A 19,566-nucleotide genomic window follows, 5' to 3' on the forward strand; every position below is an offset into this window, starting at 1 on the left:
TTGGGGCGGACCTCGGTGATCTTCGGGTCGCGGCGACGCATTCGCCGGCGGTCCCCGCCATTGCTCGGCATGAGTGCGTTGAGTCGAGCGGTAGCCGTGGCGTGGCGCCGCTCGCTGCAACTGCGGGTGGTCGCACTGACGCTGGGCATGTCACTTGCGCTGATCCTGGTACTGGGTTTCGTGCTGACCAGCCAGGTCACCAACCGAGTGCTCGACGTCAAGGTCCGCGCGGCCACTGAGCAGATCGAGCGGGCCCGCACCACTGTCAGCGGAGCCGTCAGCGGCGAGGAGGCGCGCTCACTGGAGAGCAGCTTGCAACTGGCCCGCAACACGTTGACATCGAAAACCGATCCGACCTCCGGCGCCGGTCTGGCCGGTGCGTTCGACGCGGTGCTGGTGGTGCCCGGCTACGGGCCCAGGCCGGCGGCGGCGGCCGGTCCCGTCGACCAGTTGCCCCCCGCATTGCGCGAATTCGTCAAGGCCGGGCAGGTGGCGTACCAGTACGCGACGGTGCACACCGACGGCTTCTCCGGGCCGGCGCTGGTGATCGGCACGCCGACGTCGTCGCGGGTGACCAACCTCGAGCTGTATCTGATTTTCCCGCTGGGCAACGAGCAGAGCACGATCGCACTGGTCCGCGGCACCATGACGACCGGAGGGGTGGTGCTGCTGGTGCTGCTGGCCGGCATCGCGTTGCTGGTGTCGCGGCAGGTGGTGGTTCCGGTGCGGTCGGCGTCGCGCATTGCCGAACGGTTCGCCGAAGGCCATCTGTCCGAGCGGATGCCGGTGCGCGGCGAAGACGACATGGCCCGACTGGCGGTGTCGTTCAACGACATGGCCGAGAGCCTGTCTCGCCAGATCGCCCAACTCGAGGAGTTCGGCAACCTGCAGCGGCGGTTCACCTCCGATGTCAGCCACGAACTGCGCACGCCGTTGACGACGGTGCGGATGGCCGCCGACCTGATCTACGACCACAGCGCCGACCTCGATCCGGCGCTGCAGCGCTCCACCGAACTGATGGTCAACGAACTGGACCGGTTCGAGACGCTGCTCAACGATCTGCTGGAGATCTCCCGGCACGACGCGGGGGTGGCCGAGTTGTCGGTCGAGGCGGTCGATTTGCGCTCGACGGTCAACAGCGCGCTGGGCAACGTCGGACATCTGGCCGAAGACGCCGGCGTCAAGCTGATCGTCGACATGCCATCCGAGGACGTGATCGCCGAAGTGGACCCCCGCCGGGTGGAGCGCATTCTGCGCAACCTGATTGCCAATGCGATCGATCACGCCGAGCACAAACCGGTTCGGATTCGGATGGCTGCCGACGAAGACACGGTGGCGGTTACGGTGCGCGACTACGGGGTTGGGCTGCGGCCGGGTGAGGAAAAGCTGGTGTTCAGCCGCTTCTGGCGCTCGGACCCGTCGCGGGTGCGCCGATCCGGCGGGACCGGGCTGGGCCTTGCGATCAGTGTGGAGGATGCGCGTCTGCATCAGGGCCGGCTGGAGGCCTGGGGCGAGCCGGGCAAGGGCGCCTGCTTCCGGCTGACGCTTCCGCTGGTGCGCGGGCATAAGGTGACCACCAGCCCACTGCCGATGAAACCGGTTGCCGGGGAACGCAAAGAGCGTCAGTCGCGTCAGCGCGAACATGCCGAGAGAGGTGCGTGATGCGGCGATTGGCCGCGCTGCTGTTCGCTGTTGCGGTCGTGCTGACTGGTTGTGCCGGCGTGCCCAGTTCGTCGGCGCCGCAGGCCATCGGCACCGTCGAGCGCACGGCGCCGTCCAACCTGCCCAAGCCGGCCCCGGGCATGGACCCCGACGTGCTGCTGCGCGAATTCCTCAAGGCCACAGCCGATCCGGCCAACCGGCATCTGGCAGCGCGGCAATTCCTCACCCAGTCGGCGTCTAACGCATGGGACGACGCTGGCAGCGCGCTGCTGATCGACCATGTGGTGTTCGTTGAAACACGCAGTGCCGACCGGGTTTCGGTGACGATGCACGCAGACATCCTGGGTTCGCTCTCGGACATGGGTGTGTTCGAAACCGGCGAGGGTCAGCTGCCGGATCCAGGGCCCATCGAGCTGGTAAAAACGTCGGGCGGCTGGCGCATCGACCGACTGCCCAACGGAGTGTTTCTGGACTGGCAGCAATTTCAGGCCACCTACAAACGCCACACGCTGTACTTCGCCGATCCGACCGGCAGGACCGTCGTTCCGGATCCACGCTATGTCGCGGTGTCTGACCCCGACCAGTTGGCCACCGAGCTGATGTCCAAGCTGATCGCGGGCCCACGCCCGGAGATGAGCAAAAGCGTGCACAACATGCTCGGACCGCCGGCGCGGTTGCGCGGACCGGTCACCCGGGCCGACGGTGGCAAATCCGGAATCGGCCGCGGCTATAGCGGCGCCCGGATCGACTTGGAAACGCTCACGATCGCCGACCCGCGCAGTAGGCAATTGCTTGCCGCACAAATCATTTGGACGTTGGCCCGCGCCGATATCAGGGGACCGTACGTGATCAACGCCGACGGCGCCCCACTGGATGACCGCTTCGCTGAGGGGTGGAACACCTCCGACGTGGCCGCGACGGATCCCGGAGTGGACGAAGGCGCCGCGGCCGGTGTGCACGCGCTGATCGGTGGGGCGCTGGTGTCGCTGGACGGGCAGCACTCGACACCGGTGGGGGGTGCGTTCGGCCGGCCGACGAATCAGTCCGCCGCCGCGCTGTCGCGCAGCGGTCACCGCGCGGCGTCGGTGGTGACCCTGCGCCCCGGCGCGCCCGATGTGGCCGCGTCGCTGTGGATCGGCGACCTGGGCGGCGAGGCGGTGGAAGCCGCTGACGGCCATAGCCTTTCGCGACCGACGTGGTCGCTGGATGACGCGGTGTGGGTGGTGGCCGACGGCAATAACGTACTGCGCGCGATCCAGGAGACGGCATCGGGGCAGCCGGCGCGGCTTCCGGTGGATTCGGCCGCCGTGTCGAACCGCTTCCCCGGTGCGATCACCGAGTTGCAGTTGTCCCGGGACGGCACGCGGGCGGCGATGGTCATCGAAGGGCAGGTGATCCTCGCCAGTGTCGAGCAGACTCAGGCCGGTCAATTCGCGCTGACCTATCCGCGCCGCCTCGGGTTCGGGCTGGGCGCTTCGGTGGTGTCGCTGTCCTGGCGCACCGGCGATGACCTTGCGGTGAGCCGCACCAATGTCCAGCATCCGGTGTCGTATGTGAACCTCGACGGGGTGAATTCCGATGCCCCGGGCAGCAATCTGCAGCTTCCGGTGACAACGATCGCAGCCAACCCGTCGACGGTGTACGTGGCCGACCCACGCGGGGTGCTGCAGCTGTCGAGTTCGGGTGCCGAAGGGACCCCGACCTGGCTCGATGTCCGGGCATTCATGGTGGGCGGCGCAGTACCGGTGTTGCCTGGCTAACAGTGTGCTTATTGATTGCAGCTGGATTGCTTGCAATTTGCTAGCATAGCTGGATGAAGACGCTCTATTTGCGGAATGTGCCCGACGAGGTCATCGAGCGGCTAGAGCGCTTGGCTGCCCGAGACAACACCTCGGTGTCCGCCTTGGCCGTCCGCGAACTCGCCGAAGCTTCCCGGCGGGCAGACAACCCCGCACTGCTGGGAGCGTTGCCGGATTTGGATGTGGACACCTCATCGCTGATCGACGATGTTGATGCCGAACGCACCGGGCGATGATCGTCGTTGACGCGTCGGCCGCACTTGCGGCGCTGCTCAACGATGGCCGGTCTCGGAGACTAGTTGCTGCCGAGCGTTTACACGCACCGCATTTGATCGATTCTGAGATCGCTGGCGCGCTCCGACGCCAAGTACAGGCACAGCAATTGAGTGCTGCCCAGGGCTGGCGTGCGTTGGACACCTGGCGCCATCTGGCGGTGACTCGCCACGCCATACCCGCGCTGCTCGACCGCATCTGGGATCTGCGTGACAGTCTCTCGGCGTACCCCGCCGGCTACGTCGCGCTCGCCGAAGCGCTCGATTGCCCGTTGGTAACCGCGGACCGGCGGTTAAGCGGTGCGAGCCGAATCCGGTGTGCCGTCACTGTCGTTCCTCGCTAGAGCGCTGTTGCATTGGCCCGCGAGTTTGGTGGTTGCGACACGGTCACGGATGCATACCTATCCGGGTCTCACCGGTCACAGGGACCACATTGATCACTACTGTCACATAGGCCAACTGCGGGCGTCAATGCGACGTCCTGCCCCTGGAAAGGTGTGACATGTCGCCGACTCGTCGAATCGTATCCATATACGTGGCGTCGGCGACCGCACTCGGACTCGTCATTCCGGTAGGTCTCGCCCCAACGGCGTCCGCGCTGCCGTGCAGTGCACCCGAGGCCAACGTCGACCCACCCGCGGCGGCACCGGCAATGCCGCCGCCGTCCCCGGTCGTCCACCCACCAACCGGGCGCCGGCCTCGAGGTGCTAACGAACAGGCGCCGCTACCCAAACTGGGTCCGCTGATCTCTTCGTTGCTTCGTCCCGGCAGTTCTCGATACTCCGCACCGGTGCAACAGGAAGCGGCGATAGTGCCGCCGGGGCCCACTCCTCCCGGCGCGGCCAACCAACAACTCCCGAACGCAACTGAACTGACTCCGAACGCAGCCCCGGTTCCGCAGCCGCCGGAACCGGCGCCTCCTGCCGCGATTGCTGGGGCTCCCACATCGGTTGTTGACTGGGTGACCGGCCCCAACGGTCCGAACAGCACCCTGCAACGTTTCGGGATCTCCGGCACCGACCTCGGAATCCTCTGGGACAACGGCGATCCCGTCAACCGTCAGGTGCTGATGGCCTTTGGTGACACGTTCGGCTATTGCCGCGTCCACGGCCAACAATGGCGGCATAATGTGCTGTTTCGCAGCCAAGACAACAATCTCGCCGATGGAATCACCGTGCCGCAGGGCTCGACGACCGACAAATACTCCGGCTCACCGGTACTGGCATCAGGTATCTCCAGAGCGATTCTGCCCGGCGTCAAGTGGGCACCCAATGAGACCGGAATGATCCCGACTGCCGGCATCTCGGTCGGGAATACCCAATACATCAACTTCATGTCCATCAGGGAATGGGGCCGCGACGGCGAATGGTCGACGAACTACTCGGCGATCGCGACGTCTCCCGACAATGGCCAGCACTGGGGGATCTACCCCGGCAGCGTCCGCACGCCCGCGCCCGACAGCATCCCGGGAGCCCGTCACATTGCGGGGAACGAGAACTTCCAAATGGGCGCGTTCATGCGGCCGGGCGACGGATACGTTTACTCGTTCGGCACCCCGTCCGGACGCGGCGGTTCGGCTTACTTGGCGCGAGTCCCGCAGAACGCCGTGCCGGATGTCACCAAATACCAGTACTGGAACGGTGACGGTAACGGGTGGGTCCCGAACAACCCCGGCGCCGCCACCCCGGTCATCCCGGGTCCGGTGGGCGAGATGTCAGCGCAATACAACAACTATCTCAAGCAGTACGTGGCGCTCTACACCAACGGCGGCAACGACGTCGTGGCAAGAACCGCGCCGGCCCCACAAGGGCCGTGGAGTCCCGAGCAAATGCTGGTGTCGTCATTCCAGATTCCCGGTGGCATCTACGCGCCGATGATCCATCCCTGGTCGTCGGGTAAAGACCTGTACTTTAATTTGTCGTCCTGGTCGGCCTACGACGTGATGCTGATGCACACCGAGCTGCCGTAGCTGCAGCCGCCGCCTGTCGTCCCCGTCCGCCACACTGCACCCATGCTCGATCTGGTCCTGCCGCTGGAATGCGGGGGCTGCGGCGCACCGTCGACGCGCTGGTGTGACACCTGCGCTCAAGAACTGACCGTCGCACCCGATGCACCGCACGTTGCGAGTCCGCGGGTCGACCCGCAGGTGCCGGTGTTCGCACTCGGTCGCTACGCCGGCGCGCGTCGGAACGCCATCGTGGCGATGAAGGACCACGGCCGCACCGACCTGATAACACCGCTGGCGCGCGCGCTGGCCGTCGGCGTGCATCGCCTCGGCACGTGGGGCCTGCTCGATGTGCCGCTGACGATCGTGCCGGCGCCGACTCGTCGTGCGGCAGCGCGAAGACGGGGCGGTGACCCGGTCACCCGGATTGCAGAGGCAGCGGTCCAAGACCATCCGCAGATCGCCGTCGTTCCGGCACTACGAATGAAAGCGCTGGCCCGGGATTCGGCTGGCCTGGGCACCGCCGAGCGTGAGCGCAACATCGCCGGACGGGTGGTGCTGCGAAGGCCGGTCAAGGCCGAGGTGCTGCTGGTCGACGACATTGTCACCACCGGAGCGACCGCGCGCGAGTCGGTCCGCGTGCTGTGGTCAGCAGGCGTCCAAGTGGCCGCGGTGCTGACTATCGCCGCCGCGTAATGATCGTGAAGAAGTCGCAACACAAAAGTACTGGCACTTCCACCTGCCCGCGGCTACCGTCGGGATCAAGCACCCGTGAACGCCTCACGGCGGCGCCGTTCAATAGGCGCCATGTCACCGACGTCGGTAGGGGGTGAATTCTCGACACCTCGCACCGGCGGGCGGCCTCCGTCATCGACACCAACCCCGTCGGCGCATTCATCTGAAAGCCAGTCACGTCATACAGTGCGTGCGTCGCGAGAGGGAAACGAGTTGTCAAGTATGTCAAGGCAAACCGCGGATTCCAACCAGCTTCTGGCCGACCCCGAAGAGCGGGATGAACCCACGTTGCAGGCCGAGGTCGTCGTCAAAGGCCGCAACGTCGAGGTCCCCGACCACTACCGCGTCTACGTCTCGCAGAAACTCGCCCGCTTGGAGCGGTTCGACCGAACCATCTATTTGTTCGACGTCGAACTCAAACATGCCCGTAACCGGCGCCAGCGCAAGTCGTGCCAGCAGGTGGAAATCACCGCCCGCGGGCGCGGCCCGGTGGTTCGCGGTGAGGCCCGCGCCGACAGCTTCTACGCCGCCTTCGAGGCGGCCGTCGACCGGTTGGAAAGCCGGCTGCGTCGCGGCAACGATCGGCGCAAGGTGCACTACGGCGACAAGACCCCGGTGTCGGTGGCCGAGGCGACGGCGGTGGCGCCTCCGCTACAGCCGGCCGACAGCGGCCAAGCGCCGCCCGAGCACGACGGCGTCGACGGGCACCGCGAGCCGGGACGGGTAGTGCGGACCAAGGAGCACCCGGCCAAGCCGATGTCGGTGGACGACGCCCTCTACGAGATGGAACTCGTAGGACACGACTTCTTTCTCTTCTATGACAAGCACACCGAATGTCCGTCGGTGGTCTACCGCCGGCACGCCTACGACTACGGCCTAATCCGACTGTCCTGACGCGCTCAGGGCGCGAACGTCGACTTGTTGCGGGTTTTCGCCGAAGACCGCCGCGACAAGTCGACGTTCGGCGTCGAAAGATACGATGGTGAGCGCCAAAGACTCCAATTCCTAGGGGACACGCCTTGCTGTCGAAGTTGCTGCGCCTTGGCGAAGGTCGCATGGTCAAGCGCCTCAAGCGCGTCGCCGACTACGTCAATACCTTGTCCGAGGACGTCGAGAAGCTCACCGACGCCCAACTGCGGGCCAAGACCGACGAGTTCAAGAAGCGCCACGCCGACGGTGAAAGCCTCGATGACCTGCTGCCCGAAGCATTCGCAGTAGCCCGCGAGGCGGCCTGGCGGGTGCTCGACCAGCGCCCGTTCGACGTGCAGGTGATGGGCGCCGCGGCGCTGCACTTCGGCAACGTCGCCGAGATGAAAACCGGCGAGGGCAAGACCCTGACCTGTGTGCTGCCGGCCTACCTCAACGCACTGGCGGGCAACGGCGTGCACATCGTCACCGTCAACGACTACCTGGCCAAACGGGACAGCGAGTGGATGGGGCGGGTGCACCGCTTCCTGGGCCTGCAGGTCGGCGTGATCCTGGCCGGGCTGAACCCCGACGAACGCCGCGACGCCTACTACGCCGACATCACCTACGGGACCAACAACGAGTTCGGCTTCGACTACCTGCGTGACAACATGGCCCATTCGCTGGAGGACCTCGTGCAGCGCGGGCACAACTACGCCATCGTCGACGAGGTCGACTCCATCCTGATCGACGAAGCCCGCACCCCGTTGATCATCTCCGGCCCGGCCGACGGCGCCTCCAACTGGTACACCGAGTTCGCCCGGATCGCGCCGCTGATGGAAAAAGACACTCACTACGAGATCGACCTGCGCAAACGCACCGTCGGCGTGCACGAACTCGGCGTGGAGTTCGTCGAAGACCAACTCGGCATCGACAACCTCTACGAGGCCGCCAACTCCCCGCTGGTCAGCTACCTCAACAACGCGCTGAAGGCCAAGGAGCTTTTCCAGCGCGACAAGGACTACATCGTTCGCGACGGCGAAGTGCTCATCGTCGACGAGTTCACCGGCCGGGTGCTGATCGGGCGGCGCTACAACGAGGGCATGCACCAGGCGATTGAGGCCAAAGAGCATGTCGAGATCAAGGCCGAGAACCAGACGCTGGCCACCATCACGCTGCAGAACTACTTCCGGCTCTACGACAAACTCGCCGGCATGACCGGCACCGCCCAGACTGAGGCGGCCGAGCTGCATGAGATCTACAAGCTCGGGGTGGTGTCGATCCCGACCAACAAACCGATGATCCGTGGCGACCAGTCCGACCTCATCTACAAGACCGAGGAAGCCAAGTACATCGCGGTCGTCGACGACGTCTCCGAGCGTTACGAAAAAGGGCAGCCGGTGCTGATCGGTACCACCAGCGTGGAGCGCTCGGAGTATCTGTCCCGGCAGTTCCAGAAGCGGCGCATCCCGCACAACGTGCTCAACGCCAAGTACCACGAGCAGGAGGCCGGCATCATCGCCGAGGCCGGCCGGCGCGGCGCGATCACGGTGGCCACCAACATGGCCGGCCGCGGCACCGACATCGTGCTGGGCGGCAACCCGGACTTTCTCGCCGATAAGCAGCTGCGCGAGCAGGGCCTGGACCCGGTGGAAACACCCGACGAGTACGAGGCCGCCTGGGATGAGCTGCTTCCCCGGATCAAGTCCGAAGCCTCCAGCGAGGCCGAGGAAGTGATCGACGCCGGCGGTCTGTACGTGCTGGGCACCGAACGGCACGAGTCCCGGCGCATCGACAACCAGCTGCGGGGCCGGTCCGGTCGGCAGGGCGACCCCGGCGAGTCGCGGTTCTACCTGTCGCTGGGTGACGAGCTGATGCGCCGCTTCAATGGCGCCGCACTGGAATCGCTGCTGACTCGGCTCAACCTGCCCGACGACGTGCCCATCGAGGCCAAGATGGTGACCCGCGCGATCAAGAGCGCGCAGACCCAGGTCGAGCAGCAGAACTTCGAGGTCAGAAAGAACGTCCTCAAATACGACGAGGTGATGAATCAGCAGCGCAAGGTCATCTACGAGGAGCGTCGTCGCATCCTGGAGGGCGAGAACCTGGCCCAGCAGGCCCACGACATGCTCGTCGACGTGATCACCGCGTACGTCGACGGGGCCACCGCCGAGGGGTACGCCGAAGACTGGGATCTGGACAAGCTGTGGGAGGCGCTGAAGACGCTGTACCCGCTGGGCATCGAGCACAAGGACCTGTTCGATCCCGACGCGGTCGGCGAGCCCGGTGAGCTGACCCGCGAGGAGCTGCTCGACGCGTTGATCAAAGACGCCGAACGCGCCTACGCGGCGCGCGAGGCCCAGCTCGAGGAGCTGGCCGGCGACGGTGCGATGCGCCAGCTGGAACGCAACGTGCTGCTCAATGTCATCGACCGCAAATGGCGTGAGCACCTCTACGAGATGGACTATCTGAAAGAGGGCATCGGGCTGCGTGCGATGGCGCAGCGCGACCCGCTGGTCGAATACCAGCGCGAGGGCTACGACATGTTCACCGGCATGCTCGAGGGGCTGAAAGAGGAGTCGGTCGGCTTCTTGTTCAACGTGGCCGTCGAAGCGGTCCCGACGCCGGAGGTGGCTCCGGTGGCTGAGCCGGAGGATTTGGCCGAGTTCGCCACCGCCGCCGCGGCCACCGCCCAGCAACGAACCGCCGCGTCCGGCGGAGGCCGCTCCGCAGCACCGAGTGCGTTGCGCGCCAAGGGAATTGAGAACGAGTCACCGGCATTGACCTATTCCGGCCCGGCCGAGGACGGCTCGGCGCAGGTACAGGGCAACGGCGGTGGAGCGCAGAAGAGTGTCGCCGGCGGCACGCGGCGGGAGCGGCGGGAAGCCGCACGCCGCCAGGCTCGCGGCGCCAAATCGTCGAAATCGAGTAAGCGGCGATAGCGCCTGCGATACCGATGATTTGAGGCATCCGCCTCATGGGCGGTAGCCACCCATCCCCGGAAATGCTCGCTATCGCCATGACTTTCCGTTAAGTATTGACGGTATGGACGTCAAGGAGGTGCTGCTGCCCGGCATCGGTCTGCGATACGAGTTCACCAGCCACGGCGGCGACCGGATCGGCATCATCGCGCGTCGAGGCGGCGACTTCGAGATCGTGTTGTATGCCGGAGACGACCCCGACCAGGCGACGCCGGTCCTCCGCCTCAACGACGACGAGGCCGACGCGGTGGCGCAGATTCTGGGGGCACCACGCATCGCCGAACGGTTCACCGAGCTGACCCGCGAAGTACCCGGGATAGATACCAGTCAGGTTCAAATCCGGGCGGGCAGTCCGTTTGTGGACCACCCGCTCGGCGAGACCCGCGCCCGCACCCGCACCGGCGCCTCGATCGTGGCGATCGTGCGCAACGAAGAGGTACTCGCCTCGCCGGGCCCGGCCGAAATGCTGCACGCACAAGACGTTCTCATCGTCATCGGAACCGAAGACGGCATCGCCGGCGTCGAACAGATCGTCGATAAGGGCTGAGTCGGTGCAAGTCTCGGTGGCGCTGCTGTTCGAAGTCGGCGCCATCCTGACCGTGCTCGCGCTGTTCGGTGCCGTTGCGCGCCGGTTCGCGTTGTCACCGATTCCGGTGTATCTGCTTGCCGGTCTGGCGCTGGGTAATGGTGGCATCAATCCGGTCCCCGCAGCCGGTGAGTTCATCGCCACCGGCGCGCCGATCGGTGTCGTGCTGCTGCTGCTCACCCTGGGCGTGGAATTCTCCGCCACCGAGTTCGCCAGCAGCTTGCGCCACCATCTGCCGTCGGCAGCGGTCGACATCCTGCTGAACGCTACGCCCGGCGCGCTGGTCGGGGGGCTGCTCGGGCTGGACGGCGTGGGCATCCTGGCGTTGGCCGGCGTCACCTATATCTCGTCGTCGGGCGTCATCGCTCGTCTGCTCGAGGACCTGCACCGCGTCGCCAACCGGGAGACGCCGGCCGTGCTGGCGGTACTGGTCCTTGAAGACTTCGCGATGGCCGCCTACCTGCCGCTGTTCGCGGTGCTGGCATCGCGCGGCAGTTGGTTGCATGCGATCGGCGGGATGGCCGCCGCAGTGGCCGCGCTGTGCATAGCGCTGGCCGCGTCGTATCGATGGGGCCACCACGTCGCCCGTCTGGTGGGGCACTCCGATTCCGAACAGCTGATGTTGCGGGTTCTCGGCATCACCTTGATCGTGGCCGCACTGGCCGAATTCGTGCACGCGTCGGCGGCGGTGGGCGCGTTTCTGGTGGGCCTGACGCTGACCGGTGAGACCGCCGACCGGGCCCGCAAGGTGCTTGGTCCGCTGCGCGACTTGTTCGCCGCCATCTTTTTTCTGGCCATCGGTTTGTCGGTCGATCCCGAACGTCTGCTGCCGATGCTGCCGGTGGCGCTGGCACTGGCCGGCGTCACCGCCGTGACGAAGGTGGGCACTGGGGTATTCGCCGCGCGACGCGACGGCGTGGCATGGCGTGGGCAGTTGCGTGCCGGCACCGCCCTCATCGCCAGGGGCGAGTTTTCGCTGATCATCATCGGGCTGGCCGGCTCGTCGATCAGCGGCATGGCTGCGCTGGCGACGTCGTATGTGTTCGTGATGGCGATCATCGGTCCGGTGGTGACGCGGTTCGCGGGCGGCGCGGCCCCAGCGGCCGCGCGCACCGCGACTTAGCCGGGCACTAGCCGATATGCAGGGCGACCACCTGCCAGCCAGCGTCCGTCACCGGCTCGACGCGGCAGGCGATGGCGTGCACGCGGCAGCCGCGACTGTAGGTCGCGAACACCTCGGCGGCGGTGAGCCGGTCGTGCGGCCCGACGGCCTGTAGTCGCAATCGGCGCAACACCGCGGCCTCCTGGCGGTTGGCCGTGACCCGGTTGGCGGCGAGCACCGAGTCGGCGAGGCCGCCGGCCAGCAGACCGTGCAGTTGCGCCACCGGACGGCGGCGGTCGATCACTTCCAGCACTCGGCGCAGTGCCGCGTCGGCGAAGACCGCTGCCTGCCGCATTCCCGGCGGCATGCTCGTCGCCGGCTGCCGACTGGAAAACCGTTGCGGCGCGGGCGTGTTGACGCGGCGCAACGCGGTGGCCGAGGGTGCTCGGCATTGGCGGACATCGCGGGGCGGTGGTTCATAGTCTGCGACGGGCCGGACAGCCGACACGGCGCGGTCGGGAACAGGGCGAACGATCGACATGGCGCACTCTCCGGTGTTATCTCGGCGACCCGCTGCGCCCGGCTGCGCCGCGCTTGCGATCGCCGATGTTGTCTCGAATGGGTGGGCCTGCTGGAGAGTGGCAGATGGGTGTGATCATCATCGCACAACCGCCGCCTGCGCGTACCCACGCTGCACAGCGGCGCCCGCGACGGTTACCGTGAGCGGCAGTACCGGTAGACGTGGTTGGCGAATTGCCAACGGCGGAAAAGGGAGAAGCGACGTGACGCGGTTGTCCACAACGGACGCGTCCTTCTATCGGATGGTGACCAGCGCCACGCCGATGTCCATCGGCTCGCTATCGATTCTGCGCCGGCCACGGGCCGGGCTGAGCTACGAGACGCTGCTGGCCACCATCGAACAGCGGCTACCGCAAGTCCCGCGATATCGGCAGAAGGTCCGGGAAGTCAGCATGAGCCTGGCCCGGCCAGTGTGGATCGACGACCGAGACTTTGACATCACCTACCACGTCCGGCGCTCGGCACTGCCGTCGCCGGGCAGCGACGAACAGTTGCACGAGCTGATCGCCCGACTGGCGGCCCGATCGCTGGACAAGTCCCGGCCGTTGTGGGAGATGTATCTCGTCGAGGGGCTGGCCAATAACCGCATCGCGCTCTACACCAAGTCACATCAAGCACTGATCAACGGGATCAGTGAGCTGGAGATCGGCCATGTCATCGCCGACCGGGCGCGGCGGCCGCCGCCGTTTCCCGAAGACATCTGGGTGCCGGCCCGCGAACCCGGCACTACCCGGCTGCTGTTGGGCGCAATCGGCGACTGGGCCACCCGCCCGGGGGCGCAAATGCAGGCGGTGAGCTCCGGAATCACCAGGCTGGCAACGAATTCCGGGCAGCTGGTCGACGCCGGGCGGCGGTTGTTCGACGTGGCCCGCACGTTGGCGCGGGGGAATGCCCCCAGCAGCCCGCTCAACAGCACGGTGTCGCGCAACCGCCGGTTCACTGTCGCGCGGGGGCGCTTGGAGGACTACCGCATCGTGCGGGCGCGCTACAACTGCGACGTCAACGATGTGGTGCTGGCGGTGATTGCCGGCGCACTGCGCAACTGGTTGCTGTCGCGTGGCGAGGCGGTGGCGTCGACGACGACGGTGCGGGCGATGGCGCCGCTGCCGGTCTATGTCGACGAAGCATTCGACTCGGCCAGTCGTGGTGAGGCGATCAGACAGGTGGCACCGTTCTTGGTCGACCTGCCGGTGGGCGAGGGCAACGCCGTGGTACGGCTGTCCCAGATTGCGCACGCCACCGAGTCGAACCCTACCGCTGCCAGCCTGGTTGACGCCCGCACCATCGTGACGATGTCGGGGTTCGCGCCGCCCACCCTGCACGGGATGGGCATCCGGGTCGCCAACAGCTTGTCGCCGCGGCTGTTCAATTTGTTGATCACCAATGCGCCTGGGGCGCAGTCGCAGATGTACATCGCCGGCGCGAAGTTGTTGGAGACCTACGCCGTGCCGCCGTTGTTGCGGAAGCAGGTGCTGGCCATTTCGGTGACGTCGTACAACGGCACGCTGTATTTCGGGATCAACGCCGACCGCGACGCGATGAGCGACGTCGAGGTATTGCCGGGGCTGCTCAGCGAAGCGCTCGACGAGCTGCTGGAAGCCGCGCAATAGCCCGCATCATGATTACAGTCGCCTGATGCGGGTCTACATTCCGGCGACTCTGGCCATGCTGCAGCAACTGGTCGCCGATGGATCGCTGGTGCCGGTCAACGGCACTGCATTCGCGGTGACGCCCACACTGCGCGAGGCCTACGCCGAGGGCGACGACGACGAACTCGGTGAGGTCGCGCTGCGTGACGCCGCCCTGGCCTCGTTACGGCTGCTGTCTACGGCCAATGCGGACTTGCCGCGGCGGCGCGCGGTGCTGATCGCCGACGTCGACGACGTCACGCTGCGGCCCGACCTCGATGATGCCGTCGTCCGGCTGGGCACAGCGGTGATGATCGACCGTGTGGTGGCGGCCTATGTCGACAACGCCGCGGCAGAAGCGGACGTGACGGCGGCGATCGCGGCCGTCGACGCGGCCGACCTGGGCGACGAGGACGCCGACTTGGTTGTCGGTGACGCGCAAGACCATGACCTGGCCTGGTACGCCACCCAGGAGCTGCCGTTTTTGCTCGAACTGCTTTGAGGTGCCCGCGATCTCGAGTGGATGCGAATTCGTAAGTTACGGTACCGTAGGTTGTATCGGGCGGGTTGCATCCGCTGACCGTCTGGTAAGCAGGAGTCCCCATGGCTAAGAAGGTTTCGAGGCCCACTGCGGAGGTCGTCGAGACCCCGCGTCCAACCGTCGCCCGCACCTACCGGCATCCGGCTCGGCATGCGCTGCGCAAGCTGGCGGCCCGGATCACCACACCGCTGCTGCCCGACGACTATCTGCAGCTGGCCAATCCACTGTGGTCGGCCCGTGAACTGCGGGGTCGCATTTTGGAGGTGCGCCGTGAAACCGAGGACTCCGCGACGCTGGTCATCAAGCCCGGCTGGGGTTTCAGTTTCGACTACCAGCCCGGCCAGTACATCGGGATCGGGCTGTTGGTCGACGGACGCTGGCGCTGGCGGTCGTATTCGCTGACATCGAGCCCGGTCGCCGCGGCGCGCACGGTGACGATCACCGTGAAGGCGATGCCGGAGGGCTTTTTATCGACTCACCTGGTGGCCGGGGTGGCGCCCGGGACCATCGTGCGTCTGGCTGCGCCACAAGGCAACTTCGTGCTGCCTGACCCGGCGCCACCGGCCATCCTGTTTATCACCGCGGGATCAGGCATCACCCCGGTGATGTCGATGCTGCGCACGCTGGTGCGTCACAACCAGATCACCGACGTAATCCACCTGCATTCCGCGCCGACGGACGCCGACGTGATGTTCGGCGCCGAGTTGGACCAGCTGTCGCGTGACCACAGCGGATACCAGCTGCGGGTGCGCACCACGCGCCAGCAGGGCCGACTGGACCTGAGTCGGCTCGACACCGAGGTGCCCGATTGGCGGGAGCGGCAGACCTGGGCATGTGGGCCCGAAGCGCTGCTGAATGACGCCGAACGCGCCTGGGCGGCCGCCGGTGCAGCCGAGCAACTGCACCTCGAACGGTTCGCGGTGTCGCGCGCTGCGCCCGCCGGGGCCGGCGGGACGGTCACGTTCGCACGCAGCGGCAAACGCGCCGTTGCCGATGCCGCGACGTCGTTGATGGACGCCGGTGAGCAGGCCGGAGTGCAGATGCCGTTCGGCTGCCGGATGGGCATCTGCCAATCATGTGTGGTTCCGCTGGCGGACGGCCACGTCCGTGACCTGCGGACCGGCGTGGAACACGAGCCCGGAACCCGGATTCAGACGTGCATCTCGGCCGCTTCCGGCGACTGCGTGCTGGATATTTAGTGGGCTACTGGCTGGTAACCTACGCAAACGTAGCTTACGATGGCGTAGGTAAGCGACGAAGGACTGCAGGAAGGCAACACAGTGGCCGTCACTGACGTCGACGTATTCGCACACCTCACAGACACGGACATCGAAAACCTGGCGGTTGAGTTGGATGCCATCCGCCAGGACATCGAAGACTCCCGCGGCGAGCGGGACGCCCGCTACATCCACCGCAGCATTGCCGCCCAGCGCGCGCTGGAAGTCACCGGCCGGGTGCTGCTGGCGGCCAGCTCACGGCGCCCGGCCTGGTGGGCCGGCGTCGCCACGCTGAGCGTGGCCAAGATCGTCGAGAACATGGAACTCGGCCACAACATCATGCACGGCCAGTGGGACTGGATGAACGACCCCGAGATCCACTCCTCGACCTGGGAGTGGGACATGAGCGGCGCCTCCAAGCACTGGCGCTACACCCACAACTTCGTGCATCACAAGTACACGAACATCCTCGGCATGGACGACGACGTCGGGTACGGCTTGCTCCGGGTCACCCGAGACGACCGCTGGAAGCGCTTCAACATCTTCAACCTGCTCTACAACGCCATGCTTGCGCTGCTCTTTGAATGGGGCGTCGGCTTGCAGCACGTAGAGATCGGCAAGATCCTCAAGAAGCGGATGGATCACGACGAGGCCCGGCAGAAGGTCGACGAGTTTTTGGCCAAGGCCGGCCGCCAGGTGTTCAAGGACTACATCGCGTTCCCGGCGCTGACAGCGCTGTCGCCGGCCGCGACGTTCATGTCCACTTTGAAGGCCAACGCCGTGGCCAACATGATCCGCAATGTGTGGGCCAACGCGGTGATCTTCTGCGGTCACTTCCCCGACGGCGCCGAGAAATTCACCAAAACCGACATGATCGGCGAGACAAAGGGCCAGTGGTATCTGCGGCAGATGCTGGGCAGCGCCAACTTCAACGCCGGGCCGGCAATGCGGTTCATGAGCGGCAACCTGTGCCACCAGATCGAACACCACCTCTATCCCGATCTGCCCAGCAACCGGCTCGCAGAAATCTCCGTGCGGGTGCGCGAAGTCTGCGACAAGTACGACCTCCCGTACACCACGGGTCCGTTCCTGGTGCAGTACGGCAAGACCTGGCGAACCATCGCCAAGTTGTCGCTGCCGGACCGCTACCTGACCGACACTGCCGACGATGCCCCGGAGACCCGCAGCGAGCGGATGTTCGCGGGACTGGAGTTGGGTGTCGACCCGGCGAACGGGCGGCGCCGCGGCCTGAAGACCGCAATCGCGGCGGTACGGCAACGGCGACGGGACAAGCGAACGCGGGCCCGCGACGACGACGTGGCGGCCTGACGCGGGTATTGGCCTAGCTTTCGCGCAGCACGACCAGTAGCCGTCGGGCCGCGGCGACGCGTCGCGCTGCCGGCCCGGTCAGGTGGTTCAGCGCGCATTCTGGGTCCGCGGGTGGACCCAGATGCCCGCAGCCGCGCGGGCAGTCCTCGATCGCCTCGGCCAGATCGGAAAACGCCATCATCACGTCGTCGGGCTCGATGTGGGCCAGCCCGAAGGAGCGGATCCCCGGCGTATCGATCACCCAGCCGCTGCTGTTGAGCGGCAGCGCCACCGACTGCGTCGACGTATGCCGGCCTCTCCCGATTTCGGTGACTGCGCCGACAGCTCGACCAGCTTCTGGCACAAGCCGATTCACCAGAGTCGACTTGCCCACCCCGGAGTGACCCAACAGCACGGTGACCTTGCCCACCAGCATCGGCGCGACAACGTTCAGCGGATCGTCGCGGCCCGCGGTGATCACCGCGAGGTCGAGGTCGGCGAACTGCTCGGCGAACGGAGCCGCCGGCGCGAGATCCGTCTTGGTCAGGCACAGCACTGGGGTCAGGCCGCCGGCAAAAGCGGCGATCAGGGCCCGGTCCACCAGGCCGCTGCGTGGCGGCGGGTCGGCCAGCGCCACCACGATCAACAGCTGATCAGCGTTGGCGACAACCACCCGTTCGGTGGTGTCGGTGTCATCGGCGGTGCGCCGCAACACCGTTCGCCGCGGGCCCCGCCGCACGATGCGGGCCAGGGTGTCCGGTCGGCCTGACACGTCGCCGACCACATCGACGTCGTCGCCGACGACGATGGGAGTGCGACCCAGTTCTCGGGCCCGCATTGCGGTGACGCGACGGTCAGGGTCGCCGCCGAGCACACATCCCCAGCGGCCGCGGTCAACACTGACCACCATCGCTGCGCGGGCGTCAGCATGCTCAGGGCGGGTCTTGGTCCGGGGACGCGAACCCCGGCCGGAGCGGACTTTGACGTCGGATTCGTCGTAGTCGCCGGGCCTCAACCGCGCGGCCCCTGCAGCATTCGCGTCCACAGCTGTGGAAAGTCCGGCAGCGTTTTGGCGGTGGTGGCGATGTCGTCCACCTCGACACCGGCCACCCGTAGACCCACGATCGCGCCGGCCATCGCCATGCGGTGGTCGGCATAGGAACGCCAGATTCCCGGTCCCAGCGGCGTCGCGGTGATCCGCAGGCCATCGGCAGTTTCTCGGCAGTCACCGCCCAGCCGGTTGATCTCGGTGCTCAGCGCGGCGAGCCGATCGGTTTCGTGGCCGCGCAGATGCGCGATACCGCTCAACTGCGACACCGATCCCGGGGCGGCCAGCGCCGCCAGCACGGCCACCGCGGGGGTGAGCTCACCGACGTCGCGCAAATCGACGTCCAACCCGCCGTATGTCGCCGGACCGCGCACTTCGAGGCACGAATCAGAACGGCCGACAACGGCATTCACGCGTCGCAGGATGTCCAGAATGGTGCTGGCCGGCTGGATGCTGGTGGATGGCCAGTCGGTGATGCGCACGGTACCGCCGCTGACCACCGCGGCCGCCAGAAACGGGACAGCGTTGGACAGATCCGGTTCGATGTCCCAGTGCCGGGCGGCCACCGGGCCCGGGCGCACCAGCCAGCGGTTGGGTGCCGAATCGTCGACGTCGACGCCGGCTTGGCGCAGCATCGCCACGGTCATCGCGATGTGCGGGGCCGACGGTAGCGCCGCGCCGGTGTGCTGCACGGTCAACCCCTCGGTGAACGACGCCGCGGACAGCAGCAACCCGGACACGAACTGGGACGACGCCGAGGCGTCGATGCCCACGGTGCCGCCGGTGATCGACCCGGTGCCGCGTACCCGAAACGGCAGTGCGCCACCGTCGACGTCGACGCCCAGGCCGCGCAGGGCGTCCAGCAGCGGTGCGATCGGCCGGTCACGGGCCTGTTCGTCGCCGTCGAAGGTGACCGTCGCGACCCCCAGCGCGGCCAGCGGCGGAACGAAGCGCAGCACGGTGCCGGCCAGCCCGCACTCCACCCGGGCGTCCGGGCCGGGGGTGATCTGACCGCTGACCTTCAACTCTGACTCGGCGCCCTCGACGTGCAGGCCCAGCGCCCCCAGCGCGCCGATCATCAGGTCGGTATCGCGGCTGCGCAGCGCGCCGCGGATCGTGGAGACGCCGCCGCCCGCGGCTGCCAGGGCTGAGAGCACCAGGGCCCGGTTGGTTTGCGATTTCGAGCCGGGGACGGTCACCGTCGCCGTGACAGGCGACGGCATGGCGGGTGCTGACCAGGTGCTCACGCGTCCATCA

At 66.8% G+C, this 19,566-nt stretch carries 17 protein-coding genes; 14 read left to right on the top strand and 3 right to left on the bottom strand.

Annotation, left to right across the window (positions count from 1 at the left end):
* Positions 1-15: 15 nt before the first annotated feature.
* The 10 genes from mtrB (at position 16) to AC5Y49_RS05045 (ending at position 12,009) form a co-directional block, all read left to right on the top strand.
* The gene (gene mtrB, locus AC5Y49_RS05000; RefSeq protein ID WP_499884705.1) at positions 16-1,662 is read left to right on the top strand and encodes an MtrAB system histidine kinase MtrB; all 1,647 of its coding nucleotides are present in this window, start codon (positions 16-18) and stop codon (positions 1,660-1,662) included.
* Positions 1,662-3,422, top strand: coding sequence for an MtrAB system accessory lipoprotein LpqB (gene lpqB, locus AC5Y49_RS05005; RefSeq protein ID WP_499884706.1), 1,761 nt, complete (start codon positions 1,662-1,664; stop codon positions 3,420-3,422). Before mtrB ends, lpqB begins: the two co-directional genes overlap by 1 nt.
* A gap of 53 nt (positions 3,423-3,475) precedes the next feature.
* Positions 3,476-3,697 (top strand): antitoxin, encoded by a 222-nt coding sequence (locus tag AC5Y49_RS05010; protein WP_499884707.1) that lies wholly within the window; start codon positions 3,476-3,478, stop codon positions 3,695-3,697.
* Positions 3,694-4,077 carry a type II toxin-antitoxin system VapC family toxin gene (locus tag AC5Y49_RS05015; RefSeq protein ID WP_499884708.1) on the top strand — a complete coding sequence of 128 codons (384 nt, stop codon included), beginning with the start codon at positions 3,694-3,696 and terminating at the stop codon, positions 4,075-4,077. The genes AC5Y49_RS05010 and AC5Y49_RS05015 overlap by 4 nt, the downstream gene beginning before the upstream one ends.
* A 158-nt stretch (positions 4,078-4,235) precedes the next feature.
* Entirely contained in the window at positions 4,236-5,702 is a 1,467-nt protein-coding gene (locus tag AC5Y49_RS05020; protein ID WP_499884709.1) for a glycoside hydrolase family 183 protein, read from the top strand.
* Between the two features lie 42 nt (positions 5,703-5,744).
* Positions 5,745-6,374, top strand: coding sequence for a ComF family protein (locus AC5Y49_RS05025; RefSeq protein WP_499884710.1), 630 nt, complete (start codon positions 5,745-5,747; stop codon positions 6,372-6,374).
* Positions 6,375-6,635: 261 nt separating this feature from the next.
* Positions 6,636-7,307 carry a ribosome hibernation-promoting factor, HPF/YfiA family gene (hpf, locus tag AC5Y49_RS05030; protein ID WP_499884711.1) on the top strand — a complete coding sequence of 224 codons (672 nt, stop codon included), beginning with the start codon at positions 6,636-6,638 and terminating at the stop codon, positions 7,305-7,307.
* A 125-nt stretch (positions 7,308-7,432) separates the two neighbouring features.
* Entirely contained in the window at positions 7,433-10,261 is a 2,829-nt protein-coding gene (gene secA, locus AC5Y49_RS05035) for a preprotein translocase subunit SecA (RefSeq protein ID WP_499884712.1), read from the top strand.
* A 103-nt stretch (positions 10,262-10,364) separates the two neighbouring features.
* Positions 10,365-10,847, top strand: coding sequence for a cation:proton antiporter regulatory subunit (locus AC5Y49_RS05040; RefSeq protein WP_499884713.1), 483 nt, complete (start codon positions 10,365-10,367; stop codon positions 10,845-10,847).
* A 4-nt stretch (positions 10,848-10,851) separates the two neighbouring features.
* Positions 10,852-12,009, top strand: a complete 1,158-nt coding sequence (locus tag AC5Y49_RS05045) for a cation:proton antiporter (protein WP_499884714.1) — start codon at positions 10,852-10,854, stop codon at positions 12,007-12,009.
* A 7-nt stretch (positions 12,010-12,016) separates the two neighbouring features.
* Here the strand turns inward: AC5Y49_RS05045 and AC5Y49_RS05050 are convergent, their stop codons facing one another.
* Positions 12,017-12,529: an Rv3235 family protein gene (locus AC5Y49_RS05050; RefSeq protein WP_499884715.1), complete on the bottom strand. Its 513-nt coding sequence runs from the start codon at positions 12,527-12,529 to the stop codon at positions 12,017-12,019.
* Positions 12,530-12,770: 241 nt separating this feature from the next.
* On the opposite strand from AC5Y49_RS05050, the gene AC5Y49_RS05055 reads away from it, so the two are divergent.
* The 4 genes from AC5Y49_RS05055 (at position 12,771) to AC5Y49_RS05070 (ending at position 17,282) form a co-directional block, all read left to right on the top strand.
* Positions 12,771-14,177 (top strand): WS/DGAT/MGAT family O-acyltransferase, encoded by a 1,407-nt coding sequence (locus AC5Y49_RS05055; protein ID WP_499884716.1) that lies wholly within the window; start codon positions 12,771-12,773, stop codon positions 14,175-14,177.
* 22 nt (positions 14,178-14,199) lie between these two features.
* On the top strand, positions 14,200-14,697 hold the full coding sequence (locus tag AC5Y49_RS05060; protein ID WP_499886234.1) for a DUF6912 family protein: 498 nt from the start codon (positions 14,200-14,202) through the stop codon (positions 14,695-14,697).
* Positions 14,698-14,798: 101 nt separating this feature from the next.
* A complete protein-coding gene (locus AC5Y49_RS05065) occupies positions 14,799-15,935 on the top strand; it encodes a ferredoxin reductase (RefSeq protein ID WP_499884717.1) in 1,137 nt (378 codons plus the stop codon).
* An 81-nt stretch (positions 15,936-16,016) separates the two neighbouring features.
* Positions 16,017-17,282, top strand: a complete 1,266-nt coding sequence (locus tag AC5Y49_RS05070) for a fatty acid desaturase family protein (protein ID WP_499884718.1) — start codon at positions 16,017-16,019, stop codon at positions 17,280-17,282.
* A gap of 13 nt (positions 17,283-17,295) precedes the next feature.
* On the opposite strand, the gene rsgA is transcribed toward AC5Y49_RS05070, so the two are convergent.
* Positions 17,296-18,276 carry a ribosome small subunit-dependent GTPase A gene (gene rsgA, locus AC5Y49_RS05075; protein WP_499886237.1) on the bottom strand — a complete coding sequence of 327 codons (981 nt, stop codon included), beginning with the start codon at positions 18,274-18,276 and terminating at the stop codon, positions 17,296-17,298.
* On the bottom strand, positions 18,273-19,556 hold the full coding sequence (gene aroA / locus AC5Y49_RS05080; RefSeq protein WP_499884719.1) for a 3-phosphoshikimate 1-carboxyvinyltransferase: 1,284 nt from the start codon (positions 19,554-19,556) through the stop codon (positions 18,273-18,275). Before aroA ends, rsgA begins: the two co-directional genes overlap by 4 nt.
* Between the last annotated feature and the right edge of the window lie 10 nt (positions 19,557-19,566).

It is taken from the genome of Mycobacterium sp. NGS62 (genome assembly GCF_059812285.1).